Below are 25530 nucleotides of genomic sequence, written 5' to 3' on the forward strand. Positions count from 1 at the left end.
GCAGCACCGCCGACAGGCGGGCGCGGTCCAGGTACACGCGGGATCCCCGCATGGGAAGCCATGCATCGGATCGTATCGGATGTTGTTCGGCCGGTGGCTGGACCTTCCGGCCATTCTACGGACAGGGTGCGCCCGGTGGAAAACCGCCCGGGGGCCGTCGTCGGGCCGGCCCGGCACCCTCCGCCGACGGCCGCCGCGGCGTCGGCATCCGAATCCCGACGCTAAGCATGCTTCCAATTAAGTACTAAGTGTGCTTACTCTAGAGGCCGGTGGTTCCCGAGGGCTTCGGCCCCGGCGGAACCTACAGCCGATAGTTCCATACCCTCACAGTGAGATATCTCAGAAGGAGAAGGAAATGATCACCCAGTCAAACATCGATACCCTGCTCGGCAACGGCGGCAACGTCCTCGGCTCGGACGGAGAGAAGATCGGCTCGATCGGCCAGGTCTACCTCGACGATCAGACCGGAGAGCCCAGCTGGGTCACGGCGAAGACGGGCCTGTTCGGCACCTCCGAGTCCTTCGTGCCCCTTCAGGGAGCCGACGTCGAAGGCCATGACGTGCGCGTCCCCTACAGCAAGCACCAGGTGAAGGATGCCCCGCGCATCGAGTCCGACGGCAACCTGAGCCCCGAGGAAGAGGACCGCCTCTACCGCCACTACGAGATCGGCGGCGGCACCGGTGGCTACACCGATACGACGAACACCACCGACACCACCAGCGGTGTCGGGCAGCGCGATCGCGATGTCGACATCGACACCACGTCCGGACGCCACTCCGGCGTGACCGATACGGGCACGGACACCTACGCGGGCACCGATCGCGGCACCGGCCGGGACACCGTGGGACATGACACCTCCGGACCCACCACGGACGACGCGATGACCCTCTCCGAGGAGCAGCTGCACGTCGGCACGGAGACCCGCGAAGCCGGCCGCGCCCGTCTGCGCAAGTACGTGGTCACCGAGAACGTCACCCAGACCGTTCCCGTCAGCCACGAAGAAGTCCGCCTGGAGCGTGAGCCCATCACGGACGCCAATCGCGACGACGCCTACAGTGGCCCGGCGATCAGCGAGGAGGAGCACGAAGTGACGCTCCACGCCGAGCGCCCCGTCGTCGAGAAGGAAGCGGTCCCCGTGGAGCGCGTCCGCCTCGACAAGGAGACCGTCACCACCAACGAGACGGTCAGCAGTGACGTCCGCAAGGAAGAGATCGAGGTCGACGGCGCAGACGACACGCGCCGAGGCGACACCCGTCGGGGAGACAACCTCTAAGCGAGCCTCGTGATCCACGAAGGGCCCGGGGCGTGTCTCCGGGCCCTTCGTCGTCCCCGGCACGCCCCTCGCCCCGAACCACCAGGAGCGAAGGGAATCCCCTGGACCACCCGATGATAAGCCTGCTGTCTATTTGGGGTGAAGTTGTCTACAGTAAGTAGTAGGAACAAGCGCATCCACCGCGTACAACCGAGGGGAAGGACACGCAATCGTGCCGGAGTTGAACGATTGGTCGACCAGCCGCCTGCTAACGACCGCGGCCCGCATCGTCGAGCACTCGTGGAACGAGAAGCTCCTGAGCATCGGCATCACGCACGCCGGGCTGACCACGCTCGGAGTCCTCGAGCGGGAAGGTACGCTCACGGGCGTGCGTCTGGCCCAGCTCGTCCACGTGCAGGCGCAGACGGTCGGGCGCACCCTCGACCGCCTGGAGAAGCGCGGCCTCGTGACGAGGCTCCGCAACACCGCTGACCGCCGCAGTCAGCGCATCACGATCACATCAGCAGGCATGAAGGCGCTCGAGCGTGCCAAGAACATCGAGCACGAGCTGATGGCCGAGGACGGACTCGCGTCGGAAGACCTGCGCGACCGCCTGAAGACCGTCATCAACGAACTCGGGCCCAAGAAGGACTAGTAGCCCCCGCCGTCCGCCGCCATGTTGTTGAAGCGCGAGTAGTGGCCCTGGAACCCGACGACAAGGGTCTTGGTGGGGCCATTACGATGCTTGGCGACGATGACATCGGCCTCGCCGGCACGCGCTGACTCCTTGTCGTACACATCGTCCCTGTGCAGCAGGATCACCATGTCGGCATCCTGCTCGATCGAACCGGACTCGCGGAGGTCGGACACCTGGGGACGCTTGTCCGTGCGCTGCTCGGAGCCTCGGTTCAGCTGTGACAGTGCCACCACCGGAACATTCAGCTCCTTGGCCAGCAGCTTGAGGGCACGCGAGAATTCCGACACCTCCTGCTGACGGGACTCGACACGCTTGCCCGACGACATCAGCTGCAGGTAGTCCAGCACCACGAGCTTGAGATCGTGCCGCTGCTTCAGGCGGCGGCATTTCGCACGGATCTCCATCAGCGACATGTTCGGGCTGTCGTCGATGAACAACGGTGCATCGTTCATCCGGCCCATCGTGGTCGCGATCTTGCCCCACTGCTCGTCCTTGATCGTTCCCTTGCGGAGGTCCTGGAGCCCGATCGTGGCCTCGGCGGAGAGGAGGCGCATCGCGATCTCGTTGCGCCCCATCTCGAGCGAGAAGAACACCGTGGTCATGTTGTGCTTGATGGCGGCCGAGCGGGCCCAGTCCAGTGCGAAGGTGGACTTACCCATGGCGGGGCGGGCGGCGACGACGATCATCTGGCCGCCATGGAGACCCTGGGTCAGCTCGTCGAGTTCGTAGAACCCGGTGGGGACGCCGGTCATGCCCTCTCCGCGATGACCCGCGGACTCGATCTCGTCCACCGTCCCCTCGATGATGTCCTTCAGTGCGACGTAGTCCTCCGCGGTGCGCCGCTCGGCGACCGCGTAGACCTCGGCCTGCGCGGCATTCACGAGGTCGTCCACCTCGCCGTCGTTGGAGTACCCGAGCTGGACGATCTTCGTGCCGGCATCGACGAGACGCCGCAGGACGGCGCGTTCCCGGACGATCTCGGCGTAGAACCCGGCATTGGCAGCCGTCGGGACGGACTGGATCAGCGTGTGGAGATAGGCCGGGCCACCGATGCGCGAGATCTCCCCGCGCTTCGTGAGCTCGTCGGACACCGTCACGGCGTCCGCGGGCTCCCCGCGCCCGTAGAGATCGATGATCGCCTCGTAGATGCTCTCGTGGGCGGGACGGTAGAAGTCCAGCCCCCGGAGCACCTCGACGCAGTCGGCGATGGCGTCCTTGGAAAGCATCATCCCGCCCAGGACGGACTGCTCGGCGACGAGATCCTGGGGAGGGGTACGCGAGAAGTCCGGCGTACGAGTGTCCGATGAAGTATCTGCATGTGCCAGGGACACTGAAGGGCCTTTCTCCTGCTGTCAAAGCGGTGGTCGCCGCAGCGGTCACCGGATGCCCGGGGTGGGTCTGACAGGTCAGGCCTATCACCCGTCACCCTCACTATTGGGAATCACCCGCTACGGTAGCCCTCTCTGCGGAGGGAGCAAAGCGCCATCCCCACAGGGACTGTGGGTAAGTGGACTTAAGCTGTGGATTACGCGGCGCATCTTGTGCACAGGATGGGGAGAACCCTGTGGACAACAATAATTCTCGTCCGCAATAGGGCCTCTGACCTGCGCAAACGTTATCCCCGGCCTGTGGATCGGAGGGAATATCAGGAGGTGCTCCGTCCACAGGGTCGCTGTTGACAAGGTGCCCGACAGCACTTCCGGATGTCCCTCCAAGGGACATATCCCCAGCCGGTCACGGAGGCGTCGGCCGGAATCCGCACCAGCGCGCGCCGGACCGGGCGTCCATGCCGGTAGCCGTACCCAATAGTCCGCTGCTGGTCCCCGGGGAGTAGCCGCCTCGCCGTCCATGAGCCCTTCATGCCGCTGCCGCCATGTCTTGCGTAGGTGCTCGGACAGTCCTTCCAGGGCAGCGGAGGACGGCGCGGAGCGCCCGGGACGGTCGCACTCGCGAGGCAGGCGCGGGGATGCTCGGGCAGGGCGTCACTGCCTCCAACGACAGGAAGCCCCCGCTTCCGCGGGGGCTTCCTGGTGGATCCGTTTCGCTGGCGCTAGCTTGCGACGACGTCCAGGTCGATCACAGCTGCCACGTCCTCGTGCAGACGGACGTTGGCCTGGTACGAACCGACCGACTTGATGTGAGCCGGGAGTTCGACCTTGCGCTTGTCGATTTTGCCGAGACCGGCGGCCTCGACGGCCTTGGCGACGTCGTCGGCCTTGATCGTGCCGAACAGGCGGCCGGAGCCACCAGCCTTCACGGTCAGGGTGACGGGCTTGGCCGACAGTGCGGCGGCCTGGCGCTGGGCGTCCTCGAGCGATGCGTGCTCGCGGGCGGAACGGGCAGCCTTGATCGACTCGACCTGCTTCTCGCCACCCTTGCTCCACATCAGGGCGAAACCGCGGGGCAGAAGGTAGTTACGTGCGTAACCGTTCTTCACCTCGACGACGTCGCCTGCAGCACCGAGACCGGTGACTTCCTGGGTCAGAATGAGCTTCGACATAGTGTGTGTCCCTTTCCCTAGCCGCGGCCGGCGCCGGAGTACGGCAGGAGAGCGACTTCGCGGGCGTTCTTGATTGCCTGGGCGATCTTGCGCTGCTCCTGCACGGTCACACCGGTGACGCGACGGGCACGGATCTTTCCGCGATCGGAAATGAACTTACGCAGCAGGGCTACGTCCTTGTAGTCGATGACGGTGACGTCAGCGGCCTTCAAGGGGTTGGACTTTGGTTTGGGCTTACGGAGTTCAGCCTTAGCCATCGTGGTGCTCCTTTTTCTGTTGGAGCCCGCAGAACGGTTCTGCGGGATGGGAACTGCCAGTCACAGGAGTGACTGCGGCAGGGGTCCCGGGAACGGGACCCTGCTGCCTAGAAGGGAGGCTCGGAGTCGGGGCCGTTGCCCCAGCCCTGCGAATTCCCGCCCGAGGGTGCACCCCAGGGGTCTTCCGCCGGCTGTTGGGCCTGCTGGCCTCCACCCCAGCCCGAACCGGAGTTCGAGCCGCCGGAGTTACCGCCGAAGCCGCCACCGGAGTTACCACCGGAGTTGCCGCCGTTCCCGCCGCCGGAGCGCTGGGTACGGGTGACCTTCGCGGACGCATAGCGCAGGGACGGACCGATCTCGTCCACCTCGAGCTCCATGACGGTGCGCTTTTCGCCTTCTTTGGTGTCGTACGAACGTGACTTGAGTCGGCCCTGGGCAACCACGCGGGTTCCCTTGGTCAGGGTCTCGGCGACGTTCTCCGCGGCTTCACGCCATACCGATGCTCGGAGGAACAGCGTTTCGCCGTCCTTCCAGTCATTGGTCTGGCGATCGAACGTACGAGGAGTGGACGCGATGGTGAAGTTGGCAACCGCCGATCCCGACGGCGTGAACCGGAGCTCGGGATCGTTGGTGAGGTTGCCGATCACCGTGATGACTGTTTCGCCTGCCATGGTGCCTCCTTGAGTTCCTACCCGCCGGAGCGGGATGGATGGATGAGGGATCTGCCGAGACTACTCGGCGGAAACCTTCTGCTCCTCGGGGCGGATGATCTTGGTGCGCATGATCGTCTCGTTGAGGCTCAGCTGGCGGTCGAGCTCGGAAGCCACGGCCGGGGTCGCGGTGAAGTTGACGACGGCGTAGATGCCCTCGGTCTTCTTCTGGATCTCGTACGCAAGGCGCCGACGTCCCCAGATATCCACCTTGTCCACGGTGCCGCCGCCGTTGCGGACGACATTCAGGAACTTCTCGAGTGTTGGGTCGATGGAGCGTTCCTCGACGTCGGGGTCGATGATTACCATCAATTCATATGCACGCATGTGTGAACCCACCTCCTCTGGGCTGAACGGTCGCGGTCTTTCCGCAACAGGAGGTTCTTTAGCGTTGATCCGGCCGCCGTCAGCGGTATTTACCACCGACCGGCTGTGGCACGGACGTATCAATGTTACCGGACGATCCTCCGCGGACGAACACGAGCCCTACAGGCCGCCGCGGAAGAAGGCCGTGGTGGCCTTCGCGAGGTGACCGGGATCCTCGACGCCGCACAGTTCACGCGCCGAGTGCATGGACAGCAGTGGCGTCCCGACGTCGACCGTGCGGATACCGAGGCGTGTCGCTGTGAGGGGACCGATGGTGGAGCCGCACGGCATGACGTTGTTGGAGACGAACTCCTGGTAGGGCACACCGCTCGCCCGGCACAGTGCGGCCCAGTAGGCGGCGCCCGGTGCATCCGTGGTGTACCGCTGGTTGGCGTTGATCTTGAGCAGTGGTCCCCGGTTGAGCACGGGCAGGTTCGCGGGATCGTGCCGCTCCGCGTAGTTGGGGTGGACCGCATGGCCGGCGTCCGCCGACACACAGAACGACGACGCGAGGGCACGCAGGCGCTCCTCCGTACCGGCCCCGAGTCCGAGTGAGATGCGCAGGAGGACGTCCTCGAGGAAGGGACCGCTGGCGCCCGAGCGGGAGCCGCTGCCCACCTCCTCGTGGTCGAAGGCCGCCAGGACCGCGATGGGCCCGTCGGAAGGACCACCGGCAGCGTCGATCAGCGCCGTGAGCCCGGCATGCACGGACGAGAGGTTGTCGAGTCGTCCGGACGCGAGGAATTCCCCCTGCGCGCCGAAGACACGCGGTTCCTGGGTGTCGGCGACGACGACGTCGAAGCCGCCGATGTCGTGCGGATCGATGCCCGCCCGGGCGGCGAGCAGTCCGAGGAGGTCGGCCTCCGCCGGGTCGCCGAGGCCCCACACGGGGTTCATGTGCCGCTGCTTGTCGAGCGCCAGCCCGTCATTGACGGCTCGATCCAGATGGATCGCGAGTTGCGGGAACCGCAGCAACGGCCCGGTGGACACCAGGTGCTCGCTGCCGTCGTGCAGCGTCAGGCGGCCCGCGAGCGCGAGTTCCCGATCGAGCCACGAGTTCAGCAGCGGGCCTCCGTAGACCTCGACCCCGGCCTGCAGCCAACCGTGTCTTCCCGTGGTGGGCTTCGGCTTGAGTTTGAACGACGGCGAATCGGTGTGGGCGCCGAGGATGGAGAACGGCGTCGTGGGGCCGGCGTCGTCGGGGACGGACCATGCGATCAGCGCGCCGTCCCGGATGACGTAGAAGCGACCTGCACCGCCCTCCCAGGCGTCCTGCTCCGTCTGCCGGCGGAATCCTGCGGCGGCGAGCCGTCGGCCGGCCTCTGCCACGGCGTGGAAGCTCGACGGGGACGCCGCCACATAGGCGCCGAGGTCCTGGATGTGCTCTGGAGTGCTCATCCTCCGATTCAATCAGACCCTGGTCGCAGCACCCCGGCGGATCGCTGCGCCGGGCGATGCCCGTGGCCTGTCGGCCACCGCCCGTTCCTGCAGTGATCGCGCGGTACCACGTAGGAAACGGGACGGGGAACGAGTATCAGAGGGGAAGGTCGGGTACTGGATACCGTGTCTCCGCGCAACCGATCTCCGTAGATTCTGGACGTCACCCCCACGTTCCCTTCAGGTCTCCAGGAGTAGCCTTGCACGATATCAACGCGACATCAGTCCTCATCCGCCGCGTTGCGAGCGCCGTCATCCTGCCGGGAGTCCTGACCAGCATGCTGGTCCTGGCCCCGCAGGCGTCGGCCGAGTCCGCCCCTGTTGCGGGCATCTGCAACGGTGTGACCAACCAGCTCGCACACCGCGGGAACGCGCAGCCGAATCTGCTCAAGGCCGCGGCGAAGCAGAACGCGGAGCGGATCGCGACGCTGACCGCCGAGCGGACCGCGCTGGTCACCACGCAGAACTCCCTGACCGCGCAGGTGACGACAGCCGAGACCGAGATCGCCGCACTGGACGCGCGGTACGCCACACTGGTCGGGCAGATCGACTCGGTGACGATGTCGCTGACCAGGCTGGAGGCGGACAAGACGACGATGACGGCGGCGATCGCGGCAGCGAACACCGAGCTGACGGCGCTGCAGGGGCAGAAGACGGCGCTGGTGGACCAGGTCACGCCGCTGCAGGCGCAGCTCACCGCTGCACGGACCGAGCTCGCCGGCCTCGACACGAGCAGGACCCGGGCTCTCGCCGACAAGGGGGCCCAGGAGACCGACCTGGCCGCTGCCAGGGCCCGCCTGGACGGCGCGACCGCCGCGGCGACGACGGCGCAGACCACGGTCGACGGCCAGGTCGCCGCGATCGAGAAGGGCACCGAGGAGCTGGCCGTTCTGGTCGCCCGGGGCGACGCGGCGCAGGCGCTGGTGGATGCGGCGGAGAAGAAGCTGGCGGATGCCCGCCTCGCACTGCCGGTGCTGGAGACCGCGGCCAGGACTGCTGACACCGATGCCGCCGAGGCGACCGCCACGGTGGTCAGGGCCGAGGAGAACCTGCGCCTGGCCGAGCAGAGCGTCACGACGCTCACCCAGCAGATCGGCACCATCGAGGCCGGCCTCCCGGTGCTGCAGGCGGAGATCGCGGGTCTGCAGGGTGACATCACCACCAGGACCGCGGAGATCTCCGCGAAGCAGAAGGAGATTGCCGCCGCCTCCGCGACGCCCGTCGCCGACGCCGCCGCGCTGCGGACGCAGCTCGCCACCCTCGAGGCCGAGCTCGCAGCGATCAAGGGCAACGCGGACAAGAAGAAGCAGGAGCTGAACGCCGCGATCACCGCCAAGAAGACGGAGATCGCCGCCGCGGAGCTGGCCGCCGCGAACAAGACCGCGCTGATCACCGCCCTGAACGGTGACCTGACCACGCTGCAGGGTCAGCTCGCGACGCTGAACTCGTCGCTGTCGGCGAAGCAGCAGGAGAGCAGCAATCTCCAGCAGCAGCTGCCCGGCCTGCAGACCAGCCTGGCCGGGGCCAACGGGCAGGTCACCTCGGCCGCCGACTCGCTGGCCGACGCCAACGCCGCCCGGGCCCCGGCGAACACCGCCCTGACCGACGCCGACGCTGCCGTCACCGCGAAGAAGACGGAGCTCGCGGCTCTGGAGGCCGCGCTTCCGGGCCTGACCGGGGACGTGACCACGGCGAAGGCAGAGATCGTGCAGAAGCAGGCTGAGCTCGCGGCCCTCGAGGACGCTCTCCCCGGCCTGCAGGCAACCCTCACCGCAGCCGACTCCGCGGTGACCAAGGAGACCGCCGAGGTCACCCGCCTCGACGGAGAGGTCGCCAGGCTCGGAACGACCCTCGCCGGCCTCAACTCCTCGATCACGGCCGCGGAGAACGCGATCCTCTCGCTGCAGAACCAGCTCACCCCACTGCAGACCTCGCTGAACACGCTCACTCGGCAGATCAGCGAGAAGGAGGCCGCTCTCACCACCGCCAAGGCGGACCTGTCGAAGGTCGACGCGCAGATCGTCGCCCAGTCCGCGACCCTGCGGACGCTCGAGAGCGCCAAGAAGGTCAACCGCGAGGCGGTCGCCGCCCAGAAGGTCGTCGTGGCCGGCCTGCAGGCCCAGTACGCCGCGGTCCTCGACCGGATCGCCGGCATCGACAGGACGATCACTCTGGGCGGGTGCCTCGCCTGATCGACCGCTACACCCGAAGCGCCCCAGGAGACGATTCTCCTGGGGCGCTTCGCTCTCTGCCTGCGATGCTCAGCTCGGACCAGGCACCCACGACCTCCTGCACGATATTGGCCGAGGAGCCCCGACGCCTTCCCTGGCCCGGCCGCAGGGCCCGGTGGGTGTCAGTGCGCCGGTCCCGGCACCACGATCCCGTTCTCGTACGCGTACACCACGGCCTGGACGCGGTCCCGCAGGTCCAGCTTGGTCAGGATCCGCCGCACATGCGTCTTGATGGTGGCCTCGGACAGGAAGAACCGGGCCGCGAGCTCGGCGTTGGACAGCCCCCCGGCAATCGCCTCGAGCACCTCGCGCTCCCGTGGCGTCAGCTCGGTCAACCGCCGGTCCGGCACCCTGGTGGCCGTCTGTGCCGGCGGCAGTGACCGGACGTAGGTCTCCAGCAGCCGTTGCGTGACGCGGGGGGCGACGACGGCGTCACCGCTGGCGACCACCCGCACGGCGTGCACCAGGTCCTCGGGGGCCACGTCCTTCAGCAGGAACGCCGAGGCTCCGGCCTGCAGGCCCGCGAATGCGTACTCGTCCAGGTCGAACGTGGTCAGGATGATGATGCGCGAACGGGACCCCGACGCCGTGATCTGCCGGGTGGCCTCGATGCCGTCACCCTGGGGCATCCGCACATCCATCAGCACGACGTCCGGCATCAGCTCCGCGGCGAGGCGGACCGCCTCCGTGCCCGTGGACGCCTCCCCCACGATCTCGAGGTCCGGCTCGCCTTCGAGGATCAGCCGGAAACCCATCCTCAGCAGTGGCTGGTCGTCAGCGAGCAGAACCCTGATGGGCGTGCCCGGCGTGCTGTGCTGCGTGGTCATCTTTCTCTTTCCCCCGGTGGTTCCCCGCTCCGCCGTCGGCGTGGGGGACTGTCAGTCGTGCTTCGACGATCCAGCCACCCGACGGGCGGCTGCCGTATTCGACCGAGCCGGCATAGATCGCGGCACGCTCCCGCATGCCGGCGATGCCCTGCCCGGACCCGAGGGAGACGACAGGCCCCATGGCACCGCGGCCGTCGTCGGCTACGCGCAGGTGGACCGCATCTCCCGTCCTCGCGATCGAGATGTCCACCAGCGTAACGCCCTTGCCGTAGCGCAGGACGTTGGTCAGGGACTCCTGCAGGATCCGGTACACCGTCAGCTGGAACGCGGGATCATCGGGCAGCCGGGGACCGCTGGTGGTCACCCGGAGGGGCAGCCCCGCCGCACGGAACCCGTCGAGCAGCTGCGCCAGGGAGCTCGACGCGGGAAGCGGCTCGAGCGATCCGCTCGCGGCCTCGGCACGGAGCACCCCGAGGACGCGCCGCATGTCGGCGATGGCGGTCCGTCCGGTGCCCGACAGTTCACGGAGCACGGAGACGGCGCGGTCCGGGTCGCGCTTCATGACGACGGCGGCGCCGTCCGACAGCGCCACCATCACGGTGAGGGAGTGGGCGACGACGTCGTGCATCTCCCGCGCGATCCTGTTCCGCTCGCCCGCGGAGGCCAGTTCGGCGTTGCGGGTGGCCCACTCGCGCAATTCGCTCTCGTGCTCGCGGTCGCGCCGGACCGTGATGCCCACCCCGACGGCGATCGCCAGGAACATCACCACGAATCCGCTGAGCAGCCAGATGATGCCGGGAGCCTCGGCGAAGGTCGACACGGGGATGAGGAACAGGGCACCGACCGAGAAGACCGTCGCGGAGCACGCCGCCACCAGCGCCTTCCGGAGCGGATACGTCGCCGCGACGGTGTAGAGCGCGAACATCGTCGCGATCCCGCTGCTGCCCTGGCCTTCGGTGAGCATGCTGACGGGCACATCGAGTACCGAGACGAACGCGAGGACGAGGATCGGACGGTCGCGGCGGAAAGCGAGCGCGCCCGCGGCGAGGACCACGCCGGGGAGGGCGAGCCAGTTGCCGTCGCCGAAGATCAGCAACAGTGCCGTGGGGAACGAGAGGAAGAGGAACACCACGACGACGACGGCGTCCATGGCCCGCGGATGCTTGCGGAAGAACCGCCGGAGGGGGCCGAGCCGACGGGCGTTGAGCTCGGTGAAGGAGACCGCGGCCGTTCGTTCCGCGGTCTCCTTCACCGAGAGCCTGTCATTCATGGCGCCGGCTCATGAGGGGTGCTAGACATCCCGCTTCTTGGCGACGACGAGGGCCAGGACAAGCAGCACCAGGGCCCAGGCGCCCATGACGAGGCCACCCTCCCACTGGGTCAGCGCATCCTCCGCCGTCGTCACGGCGACCATCTGCGTGCCCGCGTCTCCGGGGAGGAACCGCGCTGCATCCGGGATCCAGTCGGCGAGCCCTGAGATGAGCTGCACGATGATCGGCAGGACGAAGAAGATGCCGACCGCCGTCACCACGCCTCCGGCCGTGTTGCGCAGCAGGATGCCGATCGACATCGAGATCACGGCCACGAGAGCGAGGAAGGTCCCGGTGTTGATGACGCTGGCGAAGACGCCGTCCTCCGTGAGGGCGAAGTCGAGATCCTCTCCCCCGAGGATGGGCTGGGCGACGAGGTAGGACATCAGCGCGCTGCCGAAACCTACGACGAAGGCGACGGCTGCGACGATGGCGGTCTTCGCCAGGAGGGCAGGGGTGCGTTTCGGTACGGCGACCATCGTCGAGCGGATCATGCCCGTGGTCCATTCCGAGGCGATGAGGACCACCGCGAGCGACGCGATGAGCAGTTGCCCGAACACCAGGCCCGACGACGGTGTCGTCAGGGCTTCGAACGCCGCACTTCCCGGGCCTTCCGTGGGTGCCTGGAACTCCGCCGGCACGCTCGGATCGCCGACGGACTGAGCCATGACCGACAGGGACCAGGCGAAGAGCGCGGCGAGCCCCACCATCACGACGACGGTCGAGACGATGAGGATGACGGTCGAGGGGACGGTGGTGACCTTGATCCATTCGGACTTCAGGACCCGGCCGAAGTTCACGCCCGAACCGGCATCACGCGTCGGCCGCGGCCGCTGCTGGGTGGGGGCGGGTGAGGTCGACGTTGCCATGGTCAGCGTCCTTCCACTGGTGCGGCAGCCTGGGCGGCGGTCGGGAGGTCGTGCGAGTGGTACTCGACCTCGGTCTGGGTGAGCTCCATGTAGGCGTCCTCGAGGGACACCTGGAGCGGGGTGAGTTCGTAGACCAGGACACGCTCCCGGAGGGCGATCTCGGCGATGCGGCGCGGTTCGACGCCGGTGATCTCGACCAGTTCCGGCTCGAGGACCTGCGAGGACACTCCCTCGCCGGCGAGGCTCCCGAGCAGGTCCTGCGGCCGGTCGGCCCGGACCCGCACGCGCACCTTGCCCTGGCCGTCGATGATCGACTGGATGGGAGCGTCGGCGATGATGCGGCCACGGCCGATGACGATGAGGTGGTCGGCGGTCAGTGCCATCTCCGACATGAGATGTGAGGAGAGGAAGACGGTGCGGCCTTCGGAGGCTAGTCCCCGCGCGAGGTGGCGCACCCACTGGACCCCCTCGGGGTCGAGTCCGTTGACGGGCTCGTCGAGGATCACCGTGTGGGGGTCGCCGAGGAGCGCCGCCGCGATCCCGAGGCGCTGCCCCATACCGAGGGAGAAGCCGCCCACCCGCTTCCTGGCCACGGGACCGAGTCCCGTGAGCTCGATGACCTCCTTGACCCGGCTGTTCGGGATGCCGTGCGTCGCGGCCATGGCGCGGAGGTGGTTGTAGGCGGAGCGCTTGGTGTGGACGGCCTTCGCGTCGAGCAGCGCACCCACTTCGCGGAGCGGGGCGCGGTGCTGCGCGTAGGGCTGCCCGTTGACGGTCACGCGGCCGGCGCTCGGGTTGTCGAGGCCCACGATCATGCGCATGGTGGTCGACTTGCCGGCGCCGTTCGGGCCGAGGAAGCCCGTCACCTTGCCGGGCTGCACGGTGAAGGAGACGGCGTCGACGGCGGTCTTCGCGCCGTACCGCTTCGAGAGGGCCTGGGCCTCGATCATGGGGCGTCCTTTGGCTGGAGGTGGTTCGGGGCCGTCCCGCTACTCCGGGCCGGTACCACCAACAGTAGGCCTGGGACCGGTGCGGATTCACCGGCCCCAGGGATGATCACGGAGCGGGGCGCCGTACCCCTTTCGGACGACCCCCGCCGCCTACCGGCTACTGATCGACGCGAATTTGCGGATGCACAGCGGCACGAAGACCACCAGCATCACGATGGTGCCGATCAGCACGGTCAGCACGGCGTTCTGCATGGGCCAGGCATCCGGAACGGGGACGGTCCCGGTGTTGCCGAACAGTTCACGCACCGCCTGCACGAGCGCGGACACGGGATTCCAGTTCGCGAAGGTCTCGAGCGCGCTGGGCAGGGTCTGCGACTGGACGAACGCGTTCGAGATGAACGTGAGCGGGAACAGGATCATGAACGAGGCATTGTTGATCACCTCCGGGGATTTCACCGACATCCCGAGGAGCGCCATGACCCAGCTGAAGGCATAGGAGAACAGCAGGAGCAGGCCCACGCCGGCCAGCGCCTCGGACGGGGACGTGTTGACCCGCCACCCCACCAGGAAGCCCGTGCCCATCATGATCACCACGGAGAGCGTGTTGAGCACGAGGTCGCTGTTGGTCCGCCCGATGAGGACGGCCGAGGTGCTCATGGGAAGGGTCCGGAAACGGTCGATGATCCCGTCCTTGAGGTCCTGTGCCATGGCCGAGCCGGAGAAGGTGGAACCGAAGATGACCGTCTGCGCGAAGATCCCTGCCATGAGGTACTGCGTGTAGTCGCTGCCCTCCACCTGGATGGACCCGCCGTAGATCTGGCTGAACAGCAGCACGAACATGATGGGCTGCAGGACGGCGAAGATCAGCATGTCCGGCGAGCGCTTCAGTTTGGTCAGGTTGCGCTTGGTCACGGTCCACCCGTCGGAGAACCACATCGCCAGTTCGGAGGGCTGGTCCGGAACGGACCCTCCCGGGACGCGCGAGCGTTGGTTCTCGGGCTGGCGGCCCTCGGGTGCTAGGACACTCATGCTGCCGGCTCCTTCTGTGCTGCTGCTTCGTCGTTGTCCTCGGCCCGTCGGCCCGTGAGCTTCAGGAAGACATCGTCGAGGCTGGGACGCCGCATGCCGGCGTCGTGCAGTTCGATCCCGGCCTCGCCGAGCTCGGACAGGATGTACTGGAGGGCACGGGGTCCCTCGTCGACGGCCACCTCGATGCTGCGGCCGTCATCACCGATGGCGGGGTGGCCGGAGCCGTGGCGCCCGAGGATCTCCCTCGCCGCACCCGCGTGGGCGGCGTCGACCAGCGAGACGACCACGCGGTGTCCTCCGATCTGTGCCTTCAACTGGTCCGCCGTGCCCTCGGCGATGGCCTTGCCGCCGTCGATCACCGCGATGTCGTCCGACAGCTGGTCCGCCTCTTCGAGGTACTGCGTGGTGAGCAGCAGCGTGGTGCCGTCCTTCACGAGGTCCTTGATGATGCCCCAGAGCGACAGGCGGCTCCTCGGGTCCAGCCCGGTGGTGGGCTCGTCCAGGAACAGGATCTTCGGATTGATGACCAGCGCCCCGGCGAGATCGATCCGGCGCCTCATGCCGCCGGAGAACCCCTTGACCGGGCGGTTGCCGGCCTCCGTCAATTCGAACTGGTCGATGAGTTCCTGCGCCCGGCGCCTGGCCGTCACCGCGCCGAGGTGGTAGAGCCTGCCCACCATCTCGAGGTTCTCGAAGCCGGTCAGGTTCTCGTCGACGGCCGAGTACTGGCCGGAGACGCCGATGATGCGGCGGGCCGCCTTCGGATCCTGCATGACGTCGATGCCGTCGATGTGGGCCGTGCCGGCTGTGGGTTGGATGAGAGTGGTCAGGATCTTGACCACCGTCGTCTTGCCTGCACCGTTGGGGCCCAGCAGGGCCTTGACTGTTCCCTGGGGAACGGAGAGATTCATGCCGTCGAGCGCGTGGACGGGCCCGCTCTTCGACGAATAGGTCTTCTTCAGACCGTCTGCTTCGATGATCGCCATGCAGGAAAGGGTAGAGCCGGCGGCGTGACTCTCCTAGGGGCTTCGGTCAGAACCTGTCCGCAAGGGTTCCTTCGTCTCCACCGGACGTTCCCGGGCGGTGGGCGCGACGATGAAGGAGGCGAGGACCGCGATCCCGACGGCCAGGAGCGCGGTGCGGATGCCCACGACGTCGCCGAGGAAACCGAGAAGGGGCGGACCGGCGAGGAAGGCCGTGTACCCGATGGTCGACACGACCGCGACACGGGCGGCCGCGCGCTCGGGTTCGTCCGCTGCCGCGGACATGCCCATCGGGAATCCGAGCGCGGCTCCCGCGCCCCAGAGGACCGCTCCGACGGCGGCGAGCGGCACGTTCGGCGCGACGACGAAAAGCACGAGCCCGACGAGGGAGGAACCGAGGCTGGCCTGCAGCACCCGTACCCGGCCGAAGCGGTCGATGAGGCCGCCGCCCACGAAACGCAGCGCCGTCATCGCGGCGACGAAGACCGCGAACATGATGGCGCCGGTGCTCTCCGTGGTTCCCAGCCCGTCGACACTGGCCTTCGCCACCCAGTCGTTCGCAGCTCCCTCGGTCAGGGCGGCACCCAGCACGACGAGTCCGATCAGCAGGGTGCGTGCCTCGCCCCACGCTCCGAGGCCCTTGCCCCGACCATCCGTCGCCTCGTCCGCCCCATCGACCGGCTGCGCGGGGGTCTCCGGCAGGAAGCGGCGCGGCATCCAGAGCGAGACGGCGAGGCTGAGGACGGCGACGGCGACGAGGTGCGCCGACAGGTCCACGTCCAGCGCCGAGAGCCCTGCCCCGACCAGTGCCCCCACGAACGCTCCCCCGCTGAAGGCGGCATGGAAGCGCGGCATGATGGTCCTCCCGACCCGGCGCTCGACGTCGGCTCCCTCGATGTTCTGCCCCACGTCCCACAGGGCCACTCCGCTGCCGAAGAGGAACAGCCCGACGGCGACGACGGGCACGGACACCGCGGCGAGGCCGAGGGCGACGCCGACGGCGCCCAGTGCCGCGGCGGTTCCGCCCAGGCGGACGGTGTTGGCCGTGCCGAAGCGGGCGGCGACGATTCCTGCCAGGGGAAGCGACAGCACCGACCCGATGGCGCCCACGAGGAGGAGGGTGCCCATCTGGCCCGAACCGAGGCCGAGCGTGCCCGAGGCCGAGGGGATGCGGGCGGCCCAGCTGGCGAAGACGAGACCGTTGAGTCCGAAGATGGCATAGGAGGCGAACATGGCTGAGCGGACGACGGGGTTCACCCTGCAACCGTAGGCGGGCGGCGGCGGAAGCCACAATCGCGGCTCCCGCGACCCCGCTGCACTAGTCCAGGTCCACCGCGAGGGTCTCGCCCGTCACGGTCACGGTCGCGCTGATGTGGAGCCGCTGCGGGTCCTCCTCGCGTTCCCAGCGTGCCGGCTTCCGGGGGTCGAACTCGGCGTTGCGCTCGTAGGAGAACGTCGCCTGGGCGTCGTCGGACAGGAGCCGGTACACGCCCGGTTCATAGGACTCCTGGAGGGTGAAGGTGGGCTCCTTGTCCAGCGTCCAGCGCGGATCACGGACGTCCTGCGGATCACCGAACAGGAAGGACGCGTTCGGGCAGTTGCTCGGCGAGGCCTCGGTGGAGGCGATGCATCGGTCCAGTGCGGCCGTGGCCGCGGCGGCGGCTTCGGCCTGCACCGCGGGGGTGGGCTCCGGCTCGAAGAGCACCCCGCCGGGCGCCGATGCAGGATCCGCCGTGACCGTGACGGTCTGCTCCGCGCCGTAGGACAGGTAGGTGGTGGGCGACGGCGGGGAGACGACGTACTGCCCGGGCAGTGCCGGGAGGGAGACCGACCGCAGGCCCGCATACCTGTCGGTGTCCCCGGCCGGCAGGGTCACCTCGGCACCGTTGACGGTGACCGACTGCAGGTCCTCCGGGACCACGATGCCGACCTCCGTGACCGGCATCGGACCGTCCAGCCGCCACAGGTCGAAGAGGACACCCGTGGATCCGGTCCGGGTCAGGGTGAAGTCGATGGTGCTGCTGATTCCCTCCTGCATCACCTCGGTGGTCACCGTCGCACTGCCGTCGGTGATCGCGACGTCGAGCACCTCGTAGGCGTCGGGTCGACCGGCTGCCGCTCCGTAGACGGCATCGGACAGCAGGGCGTCCTGTCCACCGGGGACGCCGGTCCCGAGGAGCCCGCGGGAGGCCCCCGCATCCCCTGCGACGAGGGTGTCGAGGTAGGCCTCGACCGGTTTGTCAGGTCCGAAGACCGACTGGTTGACCAGGTGGACCGTGACCACCCCCGCGACGAGTGCGGTCGCGACGGCGGCGCCGGCCACGACGGTCCTCGTGGCCCGACGGCTCTTCGGGAGAGGACGTGGAGTGTCCTCCGCGGCGGTGGCAGTGCTCCCGGAGGGGATGCCGGCGGCGTGCCGCGGCGTACCGATCCTCCTGGTGCCCGGGTCCGGCGGAGCGGCACGGGTGTGCCGGCCCGCAGGGCGCTGCCGGGAGCCCTGCGGAGGTGGCGCCCCGCCGTCGTCCTGCGTCCCGACCGGATCCATCGACTCCGCCTCGGTATCCGTGCCTGTCCCGTTCGCCATGCTCTCCCCGTGTATGGACCGTCCGGCGTCCCTCCGCCGTCGTCCACCCTACCGAGGATGGCACCCGCCGCCCGCGAAGGACAGCGCGTGGTCGGAGCTGTCCGGACTCATCCACCGCCTGTGGACAAACCTGTGGAATAGCTGTGGAGGAGAGGTGGGATCAGCGCGCCCGGACGACCCTGCTCTCGTCCCAGACAGGTTCCTTGGTCTCGTACACCTTGCCGTCCGAGCCGAAGACGAGGAACCGGTCGAAGCTGCGGGCGAACCAGCGGTCGTGCGTCACGGCCATCACGGTCCCCTCGAACGCGTCGATGGCCCGCTCGAGGGCCTCCGCCGAATGGAGGTCGAGGTTGTCCGTCGGCTCGTCGAGCAGCAGCAGCGTGGCGCCGGACAGCTCCAGCAGCAGGATCTGCAGGCGCGCCTGCTGACCGCCGGACAGGGAATCGTAGGGTTGTTCCGCCTGGGCCGCCAGACCGTAGCGGTCGAGCACGGCGGACGCCGCCTCGCGGCCCAGGCCGGACCGGTGCTCGTCGCCGCGGTGCAGGATGTCGATGAGCGTGCGTCCGAGGAGGTCGGGGCGCGAGTGCGTCTGTGCGAAGAAGCCGGGCCGGATGCGCGCGCCGAGCTTCACGGAGCCCTCGTGGGGAACCGAAGCGATGTCGACGTCGGACACCGGCAGGTGCTCCTTGTCCGGGTCGGTGCCGCCGGCGGCGAGCAGCCTCAGGAAGTGTGACTTGCCGGAACCGTTGGAGCCCAGCACACCCACCCGGTCCCCGAACCAGATCTCCGTGCTGAAGGGCTTCATCAGTCCCGTCAGCTCGAGCTTCTGGGCCACGACGGCCCGCTTGGCCGTGCGGCCGCCCTGCAGGCGCATGGAGACGTTCTGCTCGAGGGGGATGGCCTCCGGCGGCCCGGCCTCGAGGAACTTCGCGAGGCGGGTCTGCGCCGCGTGGTAGCGGTTGGCCATGTCGGAGCGGAATGCCGCCTTGTTCTTGTACATGTTGACGAGTTCCTTGAGCTTGAGGTGCTCCTCGTCCCAGCGCTTGCGCAGCTCCTCGAACCGCGCGTTCCGGTCCTCGCGCGCCTTCAGGTAGGTCTCGAAACCACCGCCATGGGTCCAGGACGACGCGCCCAGGGCCCCGGGCTCGAGCGTCACGATACGTGTCGCGGCGTTGGCCAGCAGCTCACGGTCGTGGCTGACGAACAGCACGGATTTCTTCGACTCGCGCAGCTTCGCCTCGAGCCAGCGCTTGCCCGGCACGTCGAGGTAGTTGTCGGGCTCGTCGAGGAGCAGGAGGTCGTCGGGGCCCGAGAAGAGCGCCTCGAGGACCAGCCGTTTCTGCTCGCCACCGGAGAGCGACGACGCCGCGCGGTACTGCGCACGGTCGAAGGGGACGCCGAGGGCGGCCATGGTGACCTCGTCCCACGTGGTCTCCAGCTCGTATCCACCGGCGTCGCCCCAGTCCGCGATGGCCTGCGCGTACTTCATCTGCGTGGGCTCGTCGTCGGCCTCCATCATGGCGAGTTCCGCCGCGTCGATCCGCGCGGCTGCCGCGGCCAGCACCGGCGGCGCGGCGGAGACGAGCAGATCACGGACCGTCGTGTCGTCACGCACCTGCCCGACGAACTGCCGCATGATCCCCATGGCCCCCGAGCGGCTCACCGATCCCTCGTCGGGTGCGAGATCACCGGAGATGATGCGCAGCAGGGTGGTCTTCCCGGTCCCGTTCGGTCCGATCAGGGCCGTCTTGTGGCCGTCACCGACCTTGAAGGCCACTCCGTTGAGCAGTTGCCTGCCGTCGGAGAGGAAGTAGTCGATGCCGGAAACGTCGAGATGAGCCACGTCTCCAGTGTTTCACGGACCGGGCGGGCACCCGTCGGCTCAGCCCCGCTGGTCGCCCGGGATCATCCGGTATCCCACGCCCCGCACGGTCCGGATGAACCGGGGATTGCTCGTGTCCTCGCCGAGCTTCTTCCGGAGGTTGCGGATGTGCACCTCGACGAGGTGGTGATCCTGGCTCCAGCCGTCACCCCACACCCGGTTCAGCAGCGCTTCGCGTGTCCAGACCCGCTGGGATCCGGTGAGGAGCGTCTCGAGCAGGTCGAATTCGATCCGTGTGAGCGCGAGTTCCCGGCCGGCGAGGGTGACGACGCGCCCCTCGGCATCCATCGTCAGGTCGCCGTGTCGGAGCAGTTCGCTGCCCTCCACCGGCGGTTCCGGGACGGCCCCGGTACCCGTGCGGGGACGACGGAACATCGCGGACACCCGCGCCGAGAGTTCGCGGGGGCTGAAGGGCTTGCCGATGAAGTCGTCGGCGCCGATCTCGAGGCCGATCAGGCGGTCGATCTCGTCCTGGCGGGCCGTGACCATCACGATGTAGGCGTCACTGACGGCACGGCACTGGCGGCACACCTCCACCCCGTCGAGGTCCGGCAGATTGAGGTCGAGGGTGATCAGGTCGGGCCGGTGCTCCTTCACTGCCGCCACGGCGTCCAGCCCGGACGCGGCCTCCACGATCGCGAACCCGTTCATGCGCAGGGTCGTGGAGAGCAGTTCGCGGATATCCGGATCGTCCTCGACGACCAACGCAGTGCGCTGCGGCGGAGAAACGGACATGGAACAAGAGTTCCATACATCGGGAGCCCGGAGGGCACGGAACGGACACTTGGCTTGAACTGATCTTGAGGATCGGCCGGTCCGCCCCCGTAGACTGCCGGGATGCAGCCGACCACCCTCAGCACCGTGCAGGTGAACGGCCTCACTCTCCGGATCCGGACGACGCCGGGGACCGACGCGTCCGCCACGTCCCGTTCCCCGTACGTCCTCGTCCATGGACTGGGCATGACCCACCGGTACCTCGACCGGCTCCGCGCCGAACTGGCGTCCGACGCCGTCGTGCACTCCGTGGATCTCCCCGGCTACGGACCGGATCCGCAGCCGGGCGGCCGGCTCGGGGTGGAGGACCACGCCGCCCTGATCATCGAGGCGCTGGCGGCCATCGACGTCCGGTCGTGCATCCTGATCGGGCATTCCATGGGAGTGCAGTTCGTCACAGAGGTAGCCCTCCAGGCGCCCGACCTCGCGGAACGGATCGTCCTGATCGGGCCGGTGGTCGACCGCGACCGCCGCACGGTGATCCAGCAGGCCGTCTCGCTCGGACGGGACACGTTCCGGGAGAGCCCGTCCGCGAACTGGACGGTGTACACGGATTACCTCCGCACGGGCGTGCGCTGGTACCTGCGCCAACTGCAGCCCATGATGGAGTACCCGCTGGAGCGCGCGGTCGAGCGGGTCCGGTGTCCGGTCCTGGTACTCCGGGGCGGGCGTGATCCCGTCGCCCGGCGGCGCTGGTGCAGGGAACTCGCGGCACGCGCCCGGTATGGTCTCCTCGTGGAGATCGACGGCCAGCCGCATGTCGTCCAGCATTCGGCGGCACCGGCCGTCGCAGCGGAGATCATCGCCTTCCGGAGCGTGCCGGCCGCCGCCGATCCGGCTTTCTTGTTCCAAGCTTCGGACCGGCCATCGGGAAAACTTGAAGATCGAAGCGCATAGTAGACGTATTGCAGCTGGTCCCGTCCGTCGTTCCATCGATCAGCTGCAAAGACACGGCACCCGGCCTACGCTGATCGACAGCGTCGGCCGGGTGTTCCAAGCACCGGAAGGAAGATCGCATGCCTGATCTGCAAGAGTGGTCGACCAGCCGCCTGCTCACGACCGCCGCACGTCTCGTCGACCACGCGTGGAACGAGAGGCTGCTGGACATCGGGATCACCCATGCCGGCTACACCACCCTCGGCGTCCTGGCCCGCGAGGGCACCATGACGGGGGCGAAGCTCGCCCTCGCGGTGCACGTCCAGGCCCAGACGATCGGCAAGACGATCGAGAAGCTCGAGCGCCAGGGGTTCATCTCCCGTATCCGCGACAGCATCGACCGCCGCAGCCAGCGCATCACGATCACGCCGGAGGGCGTCGAGGCCCTCGCCAAGGCCGAGGACATCGAGCGCACACTGATGGTCGGCGAAGGACTGGAGTCCTTCGAGCTGCGCAGCCTGCTGCGCGGCATCGTCGGGGAACTCGCTCCCCAGCGGCAGAAGCCGGCAGCAGCCGTCGTCTGAGGCCTGCGCCGCAGCATCGTTCAGGAGAACGGTCGTCCCTCGGGGCGGCCGTTCTGTCGTCTCCGGGTGCACCAGGGCACAGACCGGAGGAATCGGTGCGGCGGATCGGCCCTTGACCCGCATCGGCCGCGCTTGGAAGGCTGGATCGGTAAGCATGCTGAGTACGTACCGGAGGGAGAACCGATGGACCAGAGCCAGACCCCCGTGCTCACAGCGCTGGCCGATCACCAGCAGCTCGACCGCTACGGCTTCACCCCGCCCGCGCACCGCCAGGGCCGCGGCGTCGACCCCCGGGTCCTGGAGGTCCTCGGCGAGCAGAGCTTCCGGTCCGATGTGCTGGCCAGCTCCGGGCTCGACGACCGGAAAACCTCCAACGGCTACCTGCAGCAGGCGCAGGACCTGATGGCGGAAGCGGTCGGGGCGGACCGGACGTTCTTCTCCACCTGCGGCAGTTCCCTGTCGGTGAAGGCCGCTATCCTCGCCGTCACGCACGGCGAGGGCGAGATCCTGCTGAGCCGTGACGCACACAAGTCCGTGGTGTCCGCCCTGGTCCTGGGCGGACTGCAGCCGCGGTGGATCCGCCCGAGCTGGGACAACGACCTCAAGCTCTCCCACCCGCCCACGCCGCAGGAGGTGGAGGCGACGTGGGAGAAGTACCCCGACGCCGCCGCCGCCCTCGTCGTCAGCCCCACGCCCTACGGGAGCTGCGCCGACCTCGGAGCCATCGCGAGGATCTGCCACGACCGCGGAAAGCCCCTGATCGTCGACGAGGCGTGGGGTGCGCAGCTGCCGTTCCATCCCGACACCCCCACCTGGGCCATGTCCGCCGGGGCGGACCTCTGCGTGGTCAGCGTGCACAAGATGGGCATCGGCTTCGAGCAGGGCTCCGTGTTCCACCTCCAGGGGGACCTCGTGGACCCCGTCCGGCTCGAGCACTGTGCGGACATCCTCTCCACCACCAGCGCGAACGTGATGCTGTACGCAGCGATGGACGGGTGGCGGCGCCAGATGGTCCAGAGCGGACATGACCTGATCGACCGCGCGCTGGCCCTCACGCGGCGGGTCCGCGAGCAGATCGAGGAACTGCCCGGCCTGCACGTGCTGGAGGAGGAACTCACCTCCCACGAGGCTTCCCACGACCTCGACATCCAGCATGTGCTCGTCGACGTCTCGGGTCTGGGCATCACCGGGTACCAGGCCCACGACTGGCTGCGCGAGAACTGCAGGCTCGACTTCGGGACCACCGACCACCGTCGCCTCGAGATCACCATGTCCATCGCGGACGACGAATCGACCGTCCAGCGGCTGATGGACGGACTGCGCCTGCTGATCGACGCGGCCCCGGACTTCCCGCCATCGCCTCCCGTGCTGATCCCGGACGAGGGCGAACTGGACCTGGAGACCGTCATGCTGCCGCGCGATGCCTTCTTCGGCCCCGTGGAGGACATCCCGATCGAGGAATCCGTGGGTCGGATCGTCGCCGAGCTCGCCACGCCCTACCCTCCGGGGGTCCCCGTCTTCCTGCCGGGGGAGCGCATCAACGAGGCGTCCGTCAAATACCTGCGCAGCGGTGTCGACGCCGGCATGGTCCTCCCCGATCCCGGGGACGCGTCCCTCGGGACCATCCGCGTGGTGAAGGAGTAGCACCCGGAGGCGGTCGCCGCCGCGTCCGGCAGGGGCGTCAGGTCGCCGGAGAAGGGCTCAGGGAGGGTTTCCTAGACAATCTAAGCATCCGTCGTACGATGAGCGGGTGAACGACGAGCATCGACAGGCGGCCGCAGCCGAACTCCAGGACCTCATGCTGACCAACGAGACCGTCGACCAGTTCCTGGAGGATCTCGCCGGTCTCTCCTCGAGGATCCTCGGCCGCTCCGTCGAGGTGCAGTGCGGAGTGACGTACCGGCACCAGGACCTGGCCACGACGGTGGCCTCCAGCAGCGAGGAGGCACGGACGCTCGACGAGATCCAGTACGGTTTCGGCGACGGTCCCTGCCTGCACGCCATCAGCACGGGCAGGACCGTGATCGTCGACGACGCCCGTACGGACGGACGCTGGCCCGACTACTTCGCGGCGGTGGCCGATCACCGGTACTTCGCCATGATGGGCGTTCCCCTGGTCCTCGACGGCCAGGGCGGGGCGGCGCTGAATTTCTACGCGGCCGAGCCGGGGACCTTCACCAGCACCACCCAGGCGCTGGCGGAGGGATTCGCCCTCCAGTCCGCGAAGGCGCTGCAGATGGTCCTCCGGGTCTCCCGGCAGGCCGACACGTCCTCGGGCCTCAGGGCGGCGATGGAGTCGAGGACCACCATCGACATCGCCATCGGGATCATCATGGGCCAGAACCGCTGCACCCAGGCGGAGGCCTACGCGGTCCTGACACGCGCCTCGAATGCCCAGAACCTGAAGATCCGCGAGATCGCGCACAGGATCGTCGGCGGAGTGTCCGCCGAGCCGGCGCGTACGCACTTCTCGGACTGACAGGGCGGTCGCTCTCCGCGATCACCCGCGGGCAGGAGTCCGGGGCGAGCACGGTCCGGAAGGCTTCCACCGGCTCCGTACCGACCGGGAGGAGTCCTCCGGCGAGGAGTTCGCCGTCGGGGAGTTCACCCGGCGGCGGAAGCCGGCCCCGACTGCGCGAGTCCGGCGAGGTCGTTGAAGCTGTACAGGTGCAGGCCTGCGTACCCGGAGGCACGCACCGCCCCCACCAGCGGACCCGGGTCGTAGGACGCCGACGAGAGCAACTGCCTGACGGCGGACCCGGAGTTCGAGGCGCCCGCGGAGCGTTTGAGGAAGCCGAGGGACTGCCCCACCCCGATCCTGCCTGCAAGCCGCACCAGCCGTGCCATGCGCACCGGGCCCGGCACTCCCGCCCACACCGGCAGGCCCACTCCTTGGAGCCGCAACCGCGACGGGTAACCCCGCAGCGTGTCCGGTGAGAAGCAGAGCTGGGTGACGCACCAGGACGCGAACGGCTGTTTGGCGAGCATCGTCCTGACCAGTTCCTCGCCTGTGGCGCCCGGGTGCCCTTCGGGATACACGGCCATCCCCATCCGCAGCACCCCGCCCGAGAGATCCGCGATGTCCTCCATGAGCGCCCCGCTCCAGGCGTAGGGCCCGGCGGCCGCAGTGGCATCCCCGCCGATCACGAAGACGTCACCGATGCCCGCGTCGGCGCACCGCTCGACGTACCCGGCCAGCTCCGTCCGGCCGGTCACGGACCGCGCGGCCAGGTGCGGGATGGCGGTGTAGCCGGCCCGCGCGAGGTCCACCGCCAGGCCCACGGCCTCCCGCGGGCCGTGGTGCGGCAGGCACGTGACGGTCAGGGCGGCGGGGGCGGGCAGGTGCTCGCGGAGACGGTCGGCAATGCCTTCCGACGGGATGACCTCCACGCGGACCGGCAGGTCAGTCATC

General features: G+C 68.5%; 24 protein-coding genes. 7 read left to right on the plus strand and 17 right to left on the minus strand.

Annotated features, from left to right (window positions below):
• Window positions 1–355 precede the first annotated feature (355 nt).
• Together AC0Z9V_RS14505 and AC0Z9V_RS14510 are read left to right on the plus strand one after the other, a co-directional pair.
• The gene (locus AC0Z9V_RS14505) at window positions 356–1273 is read left to right on the plus strand and encodes a DUF2382 domain-containing protein (protein WP_459288006.1); all 918 of its coding nucleotides are present in this window, start codon (window positions 356–358) and stop codon (window positions 1271–1273) included.
• A 211-nt stretch (window positions 1274–1484) separates the two neighbouring features.
• Window positions 1485–1907, plus strand: coding sequence for a MarR family winged helix-turn-helix transcriptional regulator (locus AC0Z9V_RS14510; RefSeq protein ID WP_244185929.1), 423 nt, complete (start codon window positions 1485–1487; stop codon window positions 1905–1907).
• Here AC0Z9V_RS14510 and dnaB read toward each other — a convergent pair.
• From dnaB to AC0Z9V_RS14540, 6 genes are all read right to left on the minus strand, one after another.
• Complete coding sequence (dnaB, locus tag AC0Z9V_RS14515) at window positions 1904–3280, minus strand: replicative DNA helicase (protein ID WP_133079958.1); 1377 nt, start codon at window positions 3278–3280, stop codon at window positions 1904–1906. The genes AC0Z9V_RS14510 and dnaB overlap by 4 nt on opposite strands.
• Window positions 3281–3999: 719 nt before the next feature.
• Window positions 4000–4449 carry a 50S ribosomal protein L9 gene (gene rplI, locus AC0Z9V_RS14520; RefSeq protein ID WP_133079959.1) on the minus strand — a complete coding sequence of 150 codons (450 nt, stop codon included), beginning with the start codon at window positions 4447–4449 and terminating at the stop codon, window positions 4000–4002.
• Window positions 4450–4466: 17 nt separating this feature from the next.
• Window positions 4467–4706, minus strand: a complete 240-nt coding sequence (gene rpsR / locus AC0Z9V_RS14525) for a 30S ribosomal protein S18 (RefSeq protein WP_005273147.1) — start codon at window positions 4704–4706, stop codon at window positions 4467–4469.
• Between the two features lie 107 nt (window positions 4707–4813).
• Window positions 4814–5377, minus strand: a complete 564-nt coding sequence (locus AC0Z9V_RS14530) for a single-stranded DNA-binding protein (RefSeq protein ID WP_133079960.1) — start codon at window positions 5375–5377, stop codon at window positions 4814–4816.
• A 60-nt stretch (window positions 5378–5437) separates the two neighbouring features.
• Window positions 5438–5743: a 30S ribosomal protein S6 gene (gene rpsF / locus AC0Z9V_RS14535; protein ID WP_043442549.1), complete on the minus strand. Its 306-nt coding sequence runs from the start codon at window positions 5741–5743 to the stop codon at window positions 5438–5440.
• Window positions 5744–5902: 159 nt separating this feature from the next.
• On the minus strand, window positions 5903–7180 hold the full coding sequence (locus AC0Z9V_RS14540) for a M18 family aminopeptidase (RefSeq protein ID WP_459269151.1): 1278 nt from the start codon (window positions 7178–7180) through the stop codon (window positions 5903–5905).
• Between the two features lie 239 nt (window positions 7181–7419).
• On the opposite strand from AC0Z9V_RS14540, the gene AC0Z9V_RS14545 reads away from it, so the two are divergent.
• Window positions 7420–9411: a coiled-coil domain-containing protein gene (locus tag AC0Z9V_RS14545; RefSeq protein ID WP_485141945.1), complete on the plus strand. Its 1992-nt coding sequence runs from the start codon at window positions 7420–7422 to the stop codon at window positions 9409–9411.
• 161 nt (window positions 9412–9572) lie between these two features.
• Here the strand turns inward: AC0Z9V_RS14545 and AC0Z9V_RS14550 are convergent, their stop codons facing one another.
• The 10 genes from AC0Z9V_RS14550 to AC0Z9V_RS14595 form a co-directional block, all read right to left on the minus strand.
• Window positions 9573–10277 (minus strand): response regulator, encoded by a 705-nt coding sequence (locus AC0Z9V_RS14550; RefSeq protein ID WP_133079963.1) that lies wholly within the window; start codon window positions 10275–10277, stop codon window positions 9573–9575.
• Entirely contained in the window at window positions 10225–11547 is a 1323-nt protein-coding gene (locus tag AC0Z9V_RS14555) for a sensor histidine kinase (RefSeq protein ID WP_133079964.1), read from the minus strand. The genes AC0Z9V_RS14550 and AC0Z9V_RS14555 overlap by 53 nt, the downstream gene beginning before the upstream one ends.
• A 21-nt stretch (window positions 11548–11568) precedes the next feature.
• Entirely contained in the window at window positions 11569–12456 is an 888-nt protein-coding gene (locus AC0Z9V_RS14560) for an ABC transporter permease (RefSeq protein ID WP_133079965.1), read from the minus strand.
• 2 nt (window positions 12457–12458) lie between these two features.
• On the minus strand, window positions 12459–13406 hold the full coding sequence (locus AC0Z9V_RS14565; RefSeq protein ID WP_133079966.1) for an ABC transporter ATP-binding protein: 948 nt from the start codon (window positions 13404–13406) through the stop codon (window positions 12459–12461).
• Between the two features lie 150 nt (window positions 13407–13556).
• The gene (locus AC0Z9V_RS14570) at window positions 13557–14342 is read right to left on the minus strand and encodes an ABC transporter permease (protein ID WP_133080447.1); all 786 of its coding nucleotides are present in this window, start codon (window positions 14340–14342) and stop codon (window positions 13557–13559) included.
• Window positions 14343–14431: 89 nt separating this feature from the next.
• Window positions 14432–15421 (minus strand): ATP-binding cassette domain-containing protein, encoded by a 990-nt coding sequence (locus tag AC0Z9V_RS14575; RefSeq protein ID WP_208739389.1) that lies wholly within the window; start codon window positions 15419–15421, stop codon window positions 14432–14434.
• A gap of 33 nt (window positions 15422–15454) precedes the next feature.
• On the minus strand, window positions 15455–16651 hold the full coding sequence (locus AC0Z9V_RS14580) for an MFS transporter (protein ID WP_208741798.1): 1197 nt from the start codon (window positions 16649–16651) through the stop codon (window positions 15455–15457).
• An 85-nt stretch (window positions 16652–16736) separates the two neighbouring features.
• A complete protein-coding gene (locus tag AC0Z9V_RS14585) occupies window positions 16737–18002 on the minus strand; it encodes a hypothetical protein (protein ID WP_208739390.1) in 1266 nt (421 codons plus the stop codon).
• Between the two features lie 160 nt (window positions 18003–18162).
• A complete protein-coding gene (locus AC0Z9V_RS14590; protein ID WP_133079969.1) occupies window positions 18163–19845 on the minus strand; it encodes an ABC-F family ATP-binding cassette domain-containing protein in 1683 nt (560 codons plus the stop codon).
• A 39-nt stretch (window positions 19846–19884) separates the two neighbouring features.
• Window positions 19885–20619 (minus strand): response regulator, encoded by a 735-nt coding sequence (locus AC0Z9V_RS14595; RefSeq protein WP_485141946.1) that lies wholly within the window; start codon window positions 20617–20619, stop codon window positions 19885–19887.
• A gap of 102 nt (window positions 20620–20721) precedes the next feature.
• Between AC0Z9V_RS14595 and AC0Z9V_RS14600 the strand changes: the two genes are divergently transcribed.
• The 4 genes from AC0Z9V_RS14600 (at window position 20722) to AC0Z9V_RS14615 (ending at window position 24597) form a co-directional block, all read left to right on the plus strand.
• A complete protein-coding gene (locus tag AC0Z9V_RS14600) occupies window positions 20722–21555 on the plus strand; it encodes an alpha/beta fold hydrolase (RefSeq protein ID WP_485141947.1) in 834 nt (277 codons plus the stop codon).
• A gap of 119 nt (window positions 21556–21674) precedes the next feature.
• Window positions 21675–22118, plus strand: coding sequence for a MarR family winged helix-turn-helix transcriptional regulator (locus tag AC0Z9V_RS14605; RefSeq protein ID WP_133079972.1), 444 nt, complete (start codon window positions 21675–21677; stop codon window positions 22116–22118).
• Window positions 22119–22301: 183 nt separating this feature from the next.
• Complete coding sequence (locus tag AC0Z9V_RS14610) at window positions 22302–23762, plus strand: aminotransferase class I/II-fold pyridoxal phosphate-dependent enzyme (RefSeq protein WP_485141948.1); 1461 nt, start codon at window positions 22302–22304, stop codon at window positions 23760–23762.
• Between the two features lie 106 nt (window positions 23763–23868).
• Window positions 23869–24597 (plus strand): GAF and ANTAR domain-containing protein, encoded by a 729-nt coding sequence (locus AC0Z9V_RS14615; RefSeq protein ID WP_485141949.1) that lies wholly within the window; start codon window positions 23869–23871, stop codon window positions 24595–24597.
• A 125-nt stretch (window positions 24598–24722) separates the two neighbouring features.
• Here the strand turns inward: AC0Z9V_RS14615 and AC0Z9V_RS14620 are convergent, their stop codons facing one another.
• Window positions 24723–25529 carry a methylenetetrahydrofolate reductase gene (locus AC0Z9V_RS14620; RefSeq protein WP_485141950.1) on the minus strand — a complete coding sequence of 269 codons (807 nt, stop codon included), beginning with the start codon at window positions 25527–25529 and terminating at the stop codon, window positions 24723–24725.
• Window position 25530 lies beyond the last annotated feature (1 nt).

It is taken from the genome of Arthrobacter sp. UYP4 (genome assembly GCF_057291175.1).

Bases quoted from the DNA above. Each gene is read 5' to 3' on its own strand.
- AC0Z9V_RS14575 (WP_208739389.1), bottom strand. From the start codon at position 15,421: ATGGCGATCATCGAAGCAGACGGTCTGAAGAAGACCTATTCGTCGAAG.
- AC0Z9V_RS14580 (WP_208741798.1), bottom strand. From the start codon at position 16,651: ATGTTCGCCTCCTATGCCATCTTCGGACTCAACGGTCTCGTCTTCGCC.
- AC0Z9V_RS14560 (WP_133079965.1), bottom strand. From the start codon at position 12,456: ATGGCAACGTCGACCTCACCCGCCCCCACCCAGCAGCGGCCGCGGCCG.
- AC0Z9V_RS14595 (WP_485141946.1), bottom strand. From the start codon at position 20,619: ATGTCCGTTTCTCCGCCGCAGCGCACTGCGTTGGTCGTCGAGGACGAT.
- AC0Z9V_RS14605 (WP_133079972.1), top strand. From the start codon at position 21,675: ATGCCTGATCTGCAAGAGTGGTCGACCAGCCGCCTGCTCACGACCGCC.
- AC0Z9V_RS14540 (WP_459269151.1), bottom strand. From the start codon at position 7,180: ATGAGCACTCCAGAGCACATCCAGGACCTCGGCGCCTATGTGGCGGCG.
- AC0Z9V_RS14600 (WP_485141947.1), top strand. From the start codon at position 20,722: ATGCAGCCGACCACCCTCAGCACCGTGCAGGTGAACGGCCTCACTCTC.
- rpsR (WP_005273147.1), bottom strand. From the start codon at position 4,706: ATGGCTAAGGCTGAACTCCGTAAGCCCAAACCAAAGTCCAACCCCTTG.
- rplI (WP_133079959.1), bottom strand. From the start codon at position 4,449: ATGTCGAAGCTCATTCTGACCCAGGAAGTCACCGGTCTCGGTGCTGCA.
- AC0Z9V_RS14530 (WP_133079960.1), bottom strand. From the start codon at position 5,377: ATGGCAGGCGAAACAGTCATCACGGTGATCGGCAACCTCACCAACGAT.
- AC0Z9V_RS14620 (WP_485141950.1), bottom strand. From the start codon at position 25,529: ATGACTGACCTGCCGGTCCGCGTGGAGGTCATCCCGTCGGAAGGCATT.
- AC0Z9V_RS14570 (WP_133080447.1), bottom strand. From the start codon at position 14,342: ATGTGGTTCTCCGACGGGTGGACCGTGACCAAGCGCAACCTGACCAAA.
- AC0Z9V_RS14610 (WP_485141948.1), top strand. From the start codon at position 22,302: ATGGACCAGAGCCAGACCCCCGTGCTCACAGCGCTGGCCGATCACCAG.
- AC0Z9V_RS14565 (WP_133079966.1), bottom strand. From the start codon at position 13,406: ATGATCGAGGCCCAGGCCCTCTCGAAGCGGTACGGCGCGAAGACCGCC.
- rpsF (WP_043442549.1), bottom strand. From the start codon at position 5,743: ATGCGTGCATATGAATTGATGGTAATCATCGACCCCGACGTCGAGGAA.
- AC0Z9V_RS14505 (WP_459288006.1), top strand. From the start codon at position 356: ATGATCACCCAGTCAAACATCGATACCCTGCTCGGCAACGGCGGCAAC.
- AC0Z9V_RS14585 (WP_208739390.1), bottom strand. From the start codon at position 18,002: ATGGCGAACGGGACAGGCACGGATACCGAGGCGGAGTCGATGGATCCG.
- AC0Z9V_RS14550 (WP_133079963.1), bottom strand. From the start codon at position 10,277: ATGACCACGCAGCACAGCACGCCGGGCACGCCCATCAGGGTTCTGCTC.
- AC0Z9V_RS14555 (WP_133079964.1), bottom strand. From the start codon at position 11,547: ATGAATGACAGGCTCTCGGTGAAGGAGACCGCGGAACGAACGGCCGCG.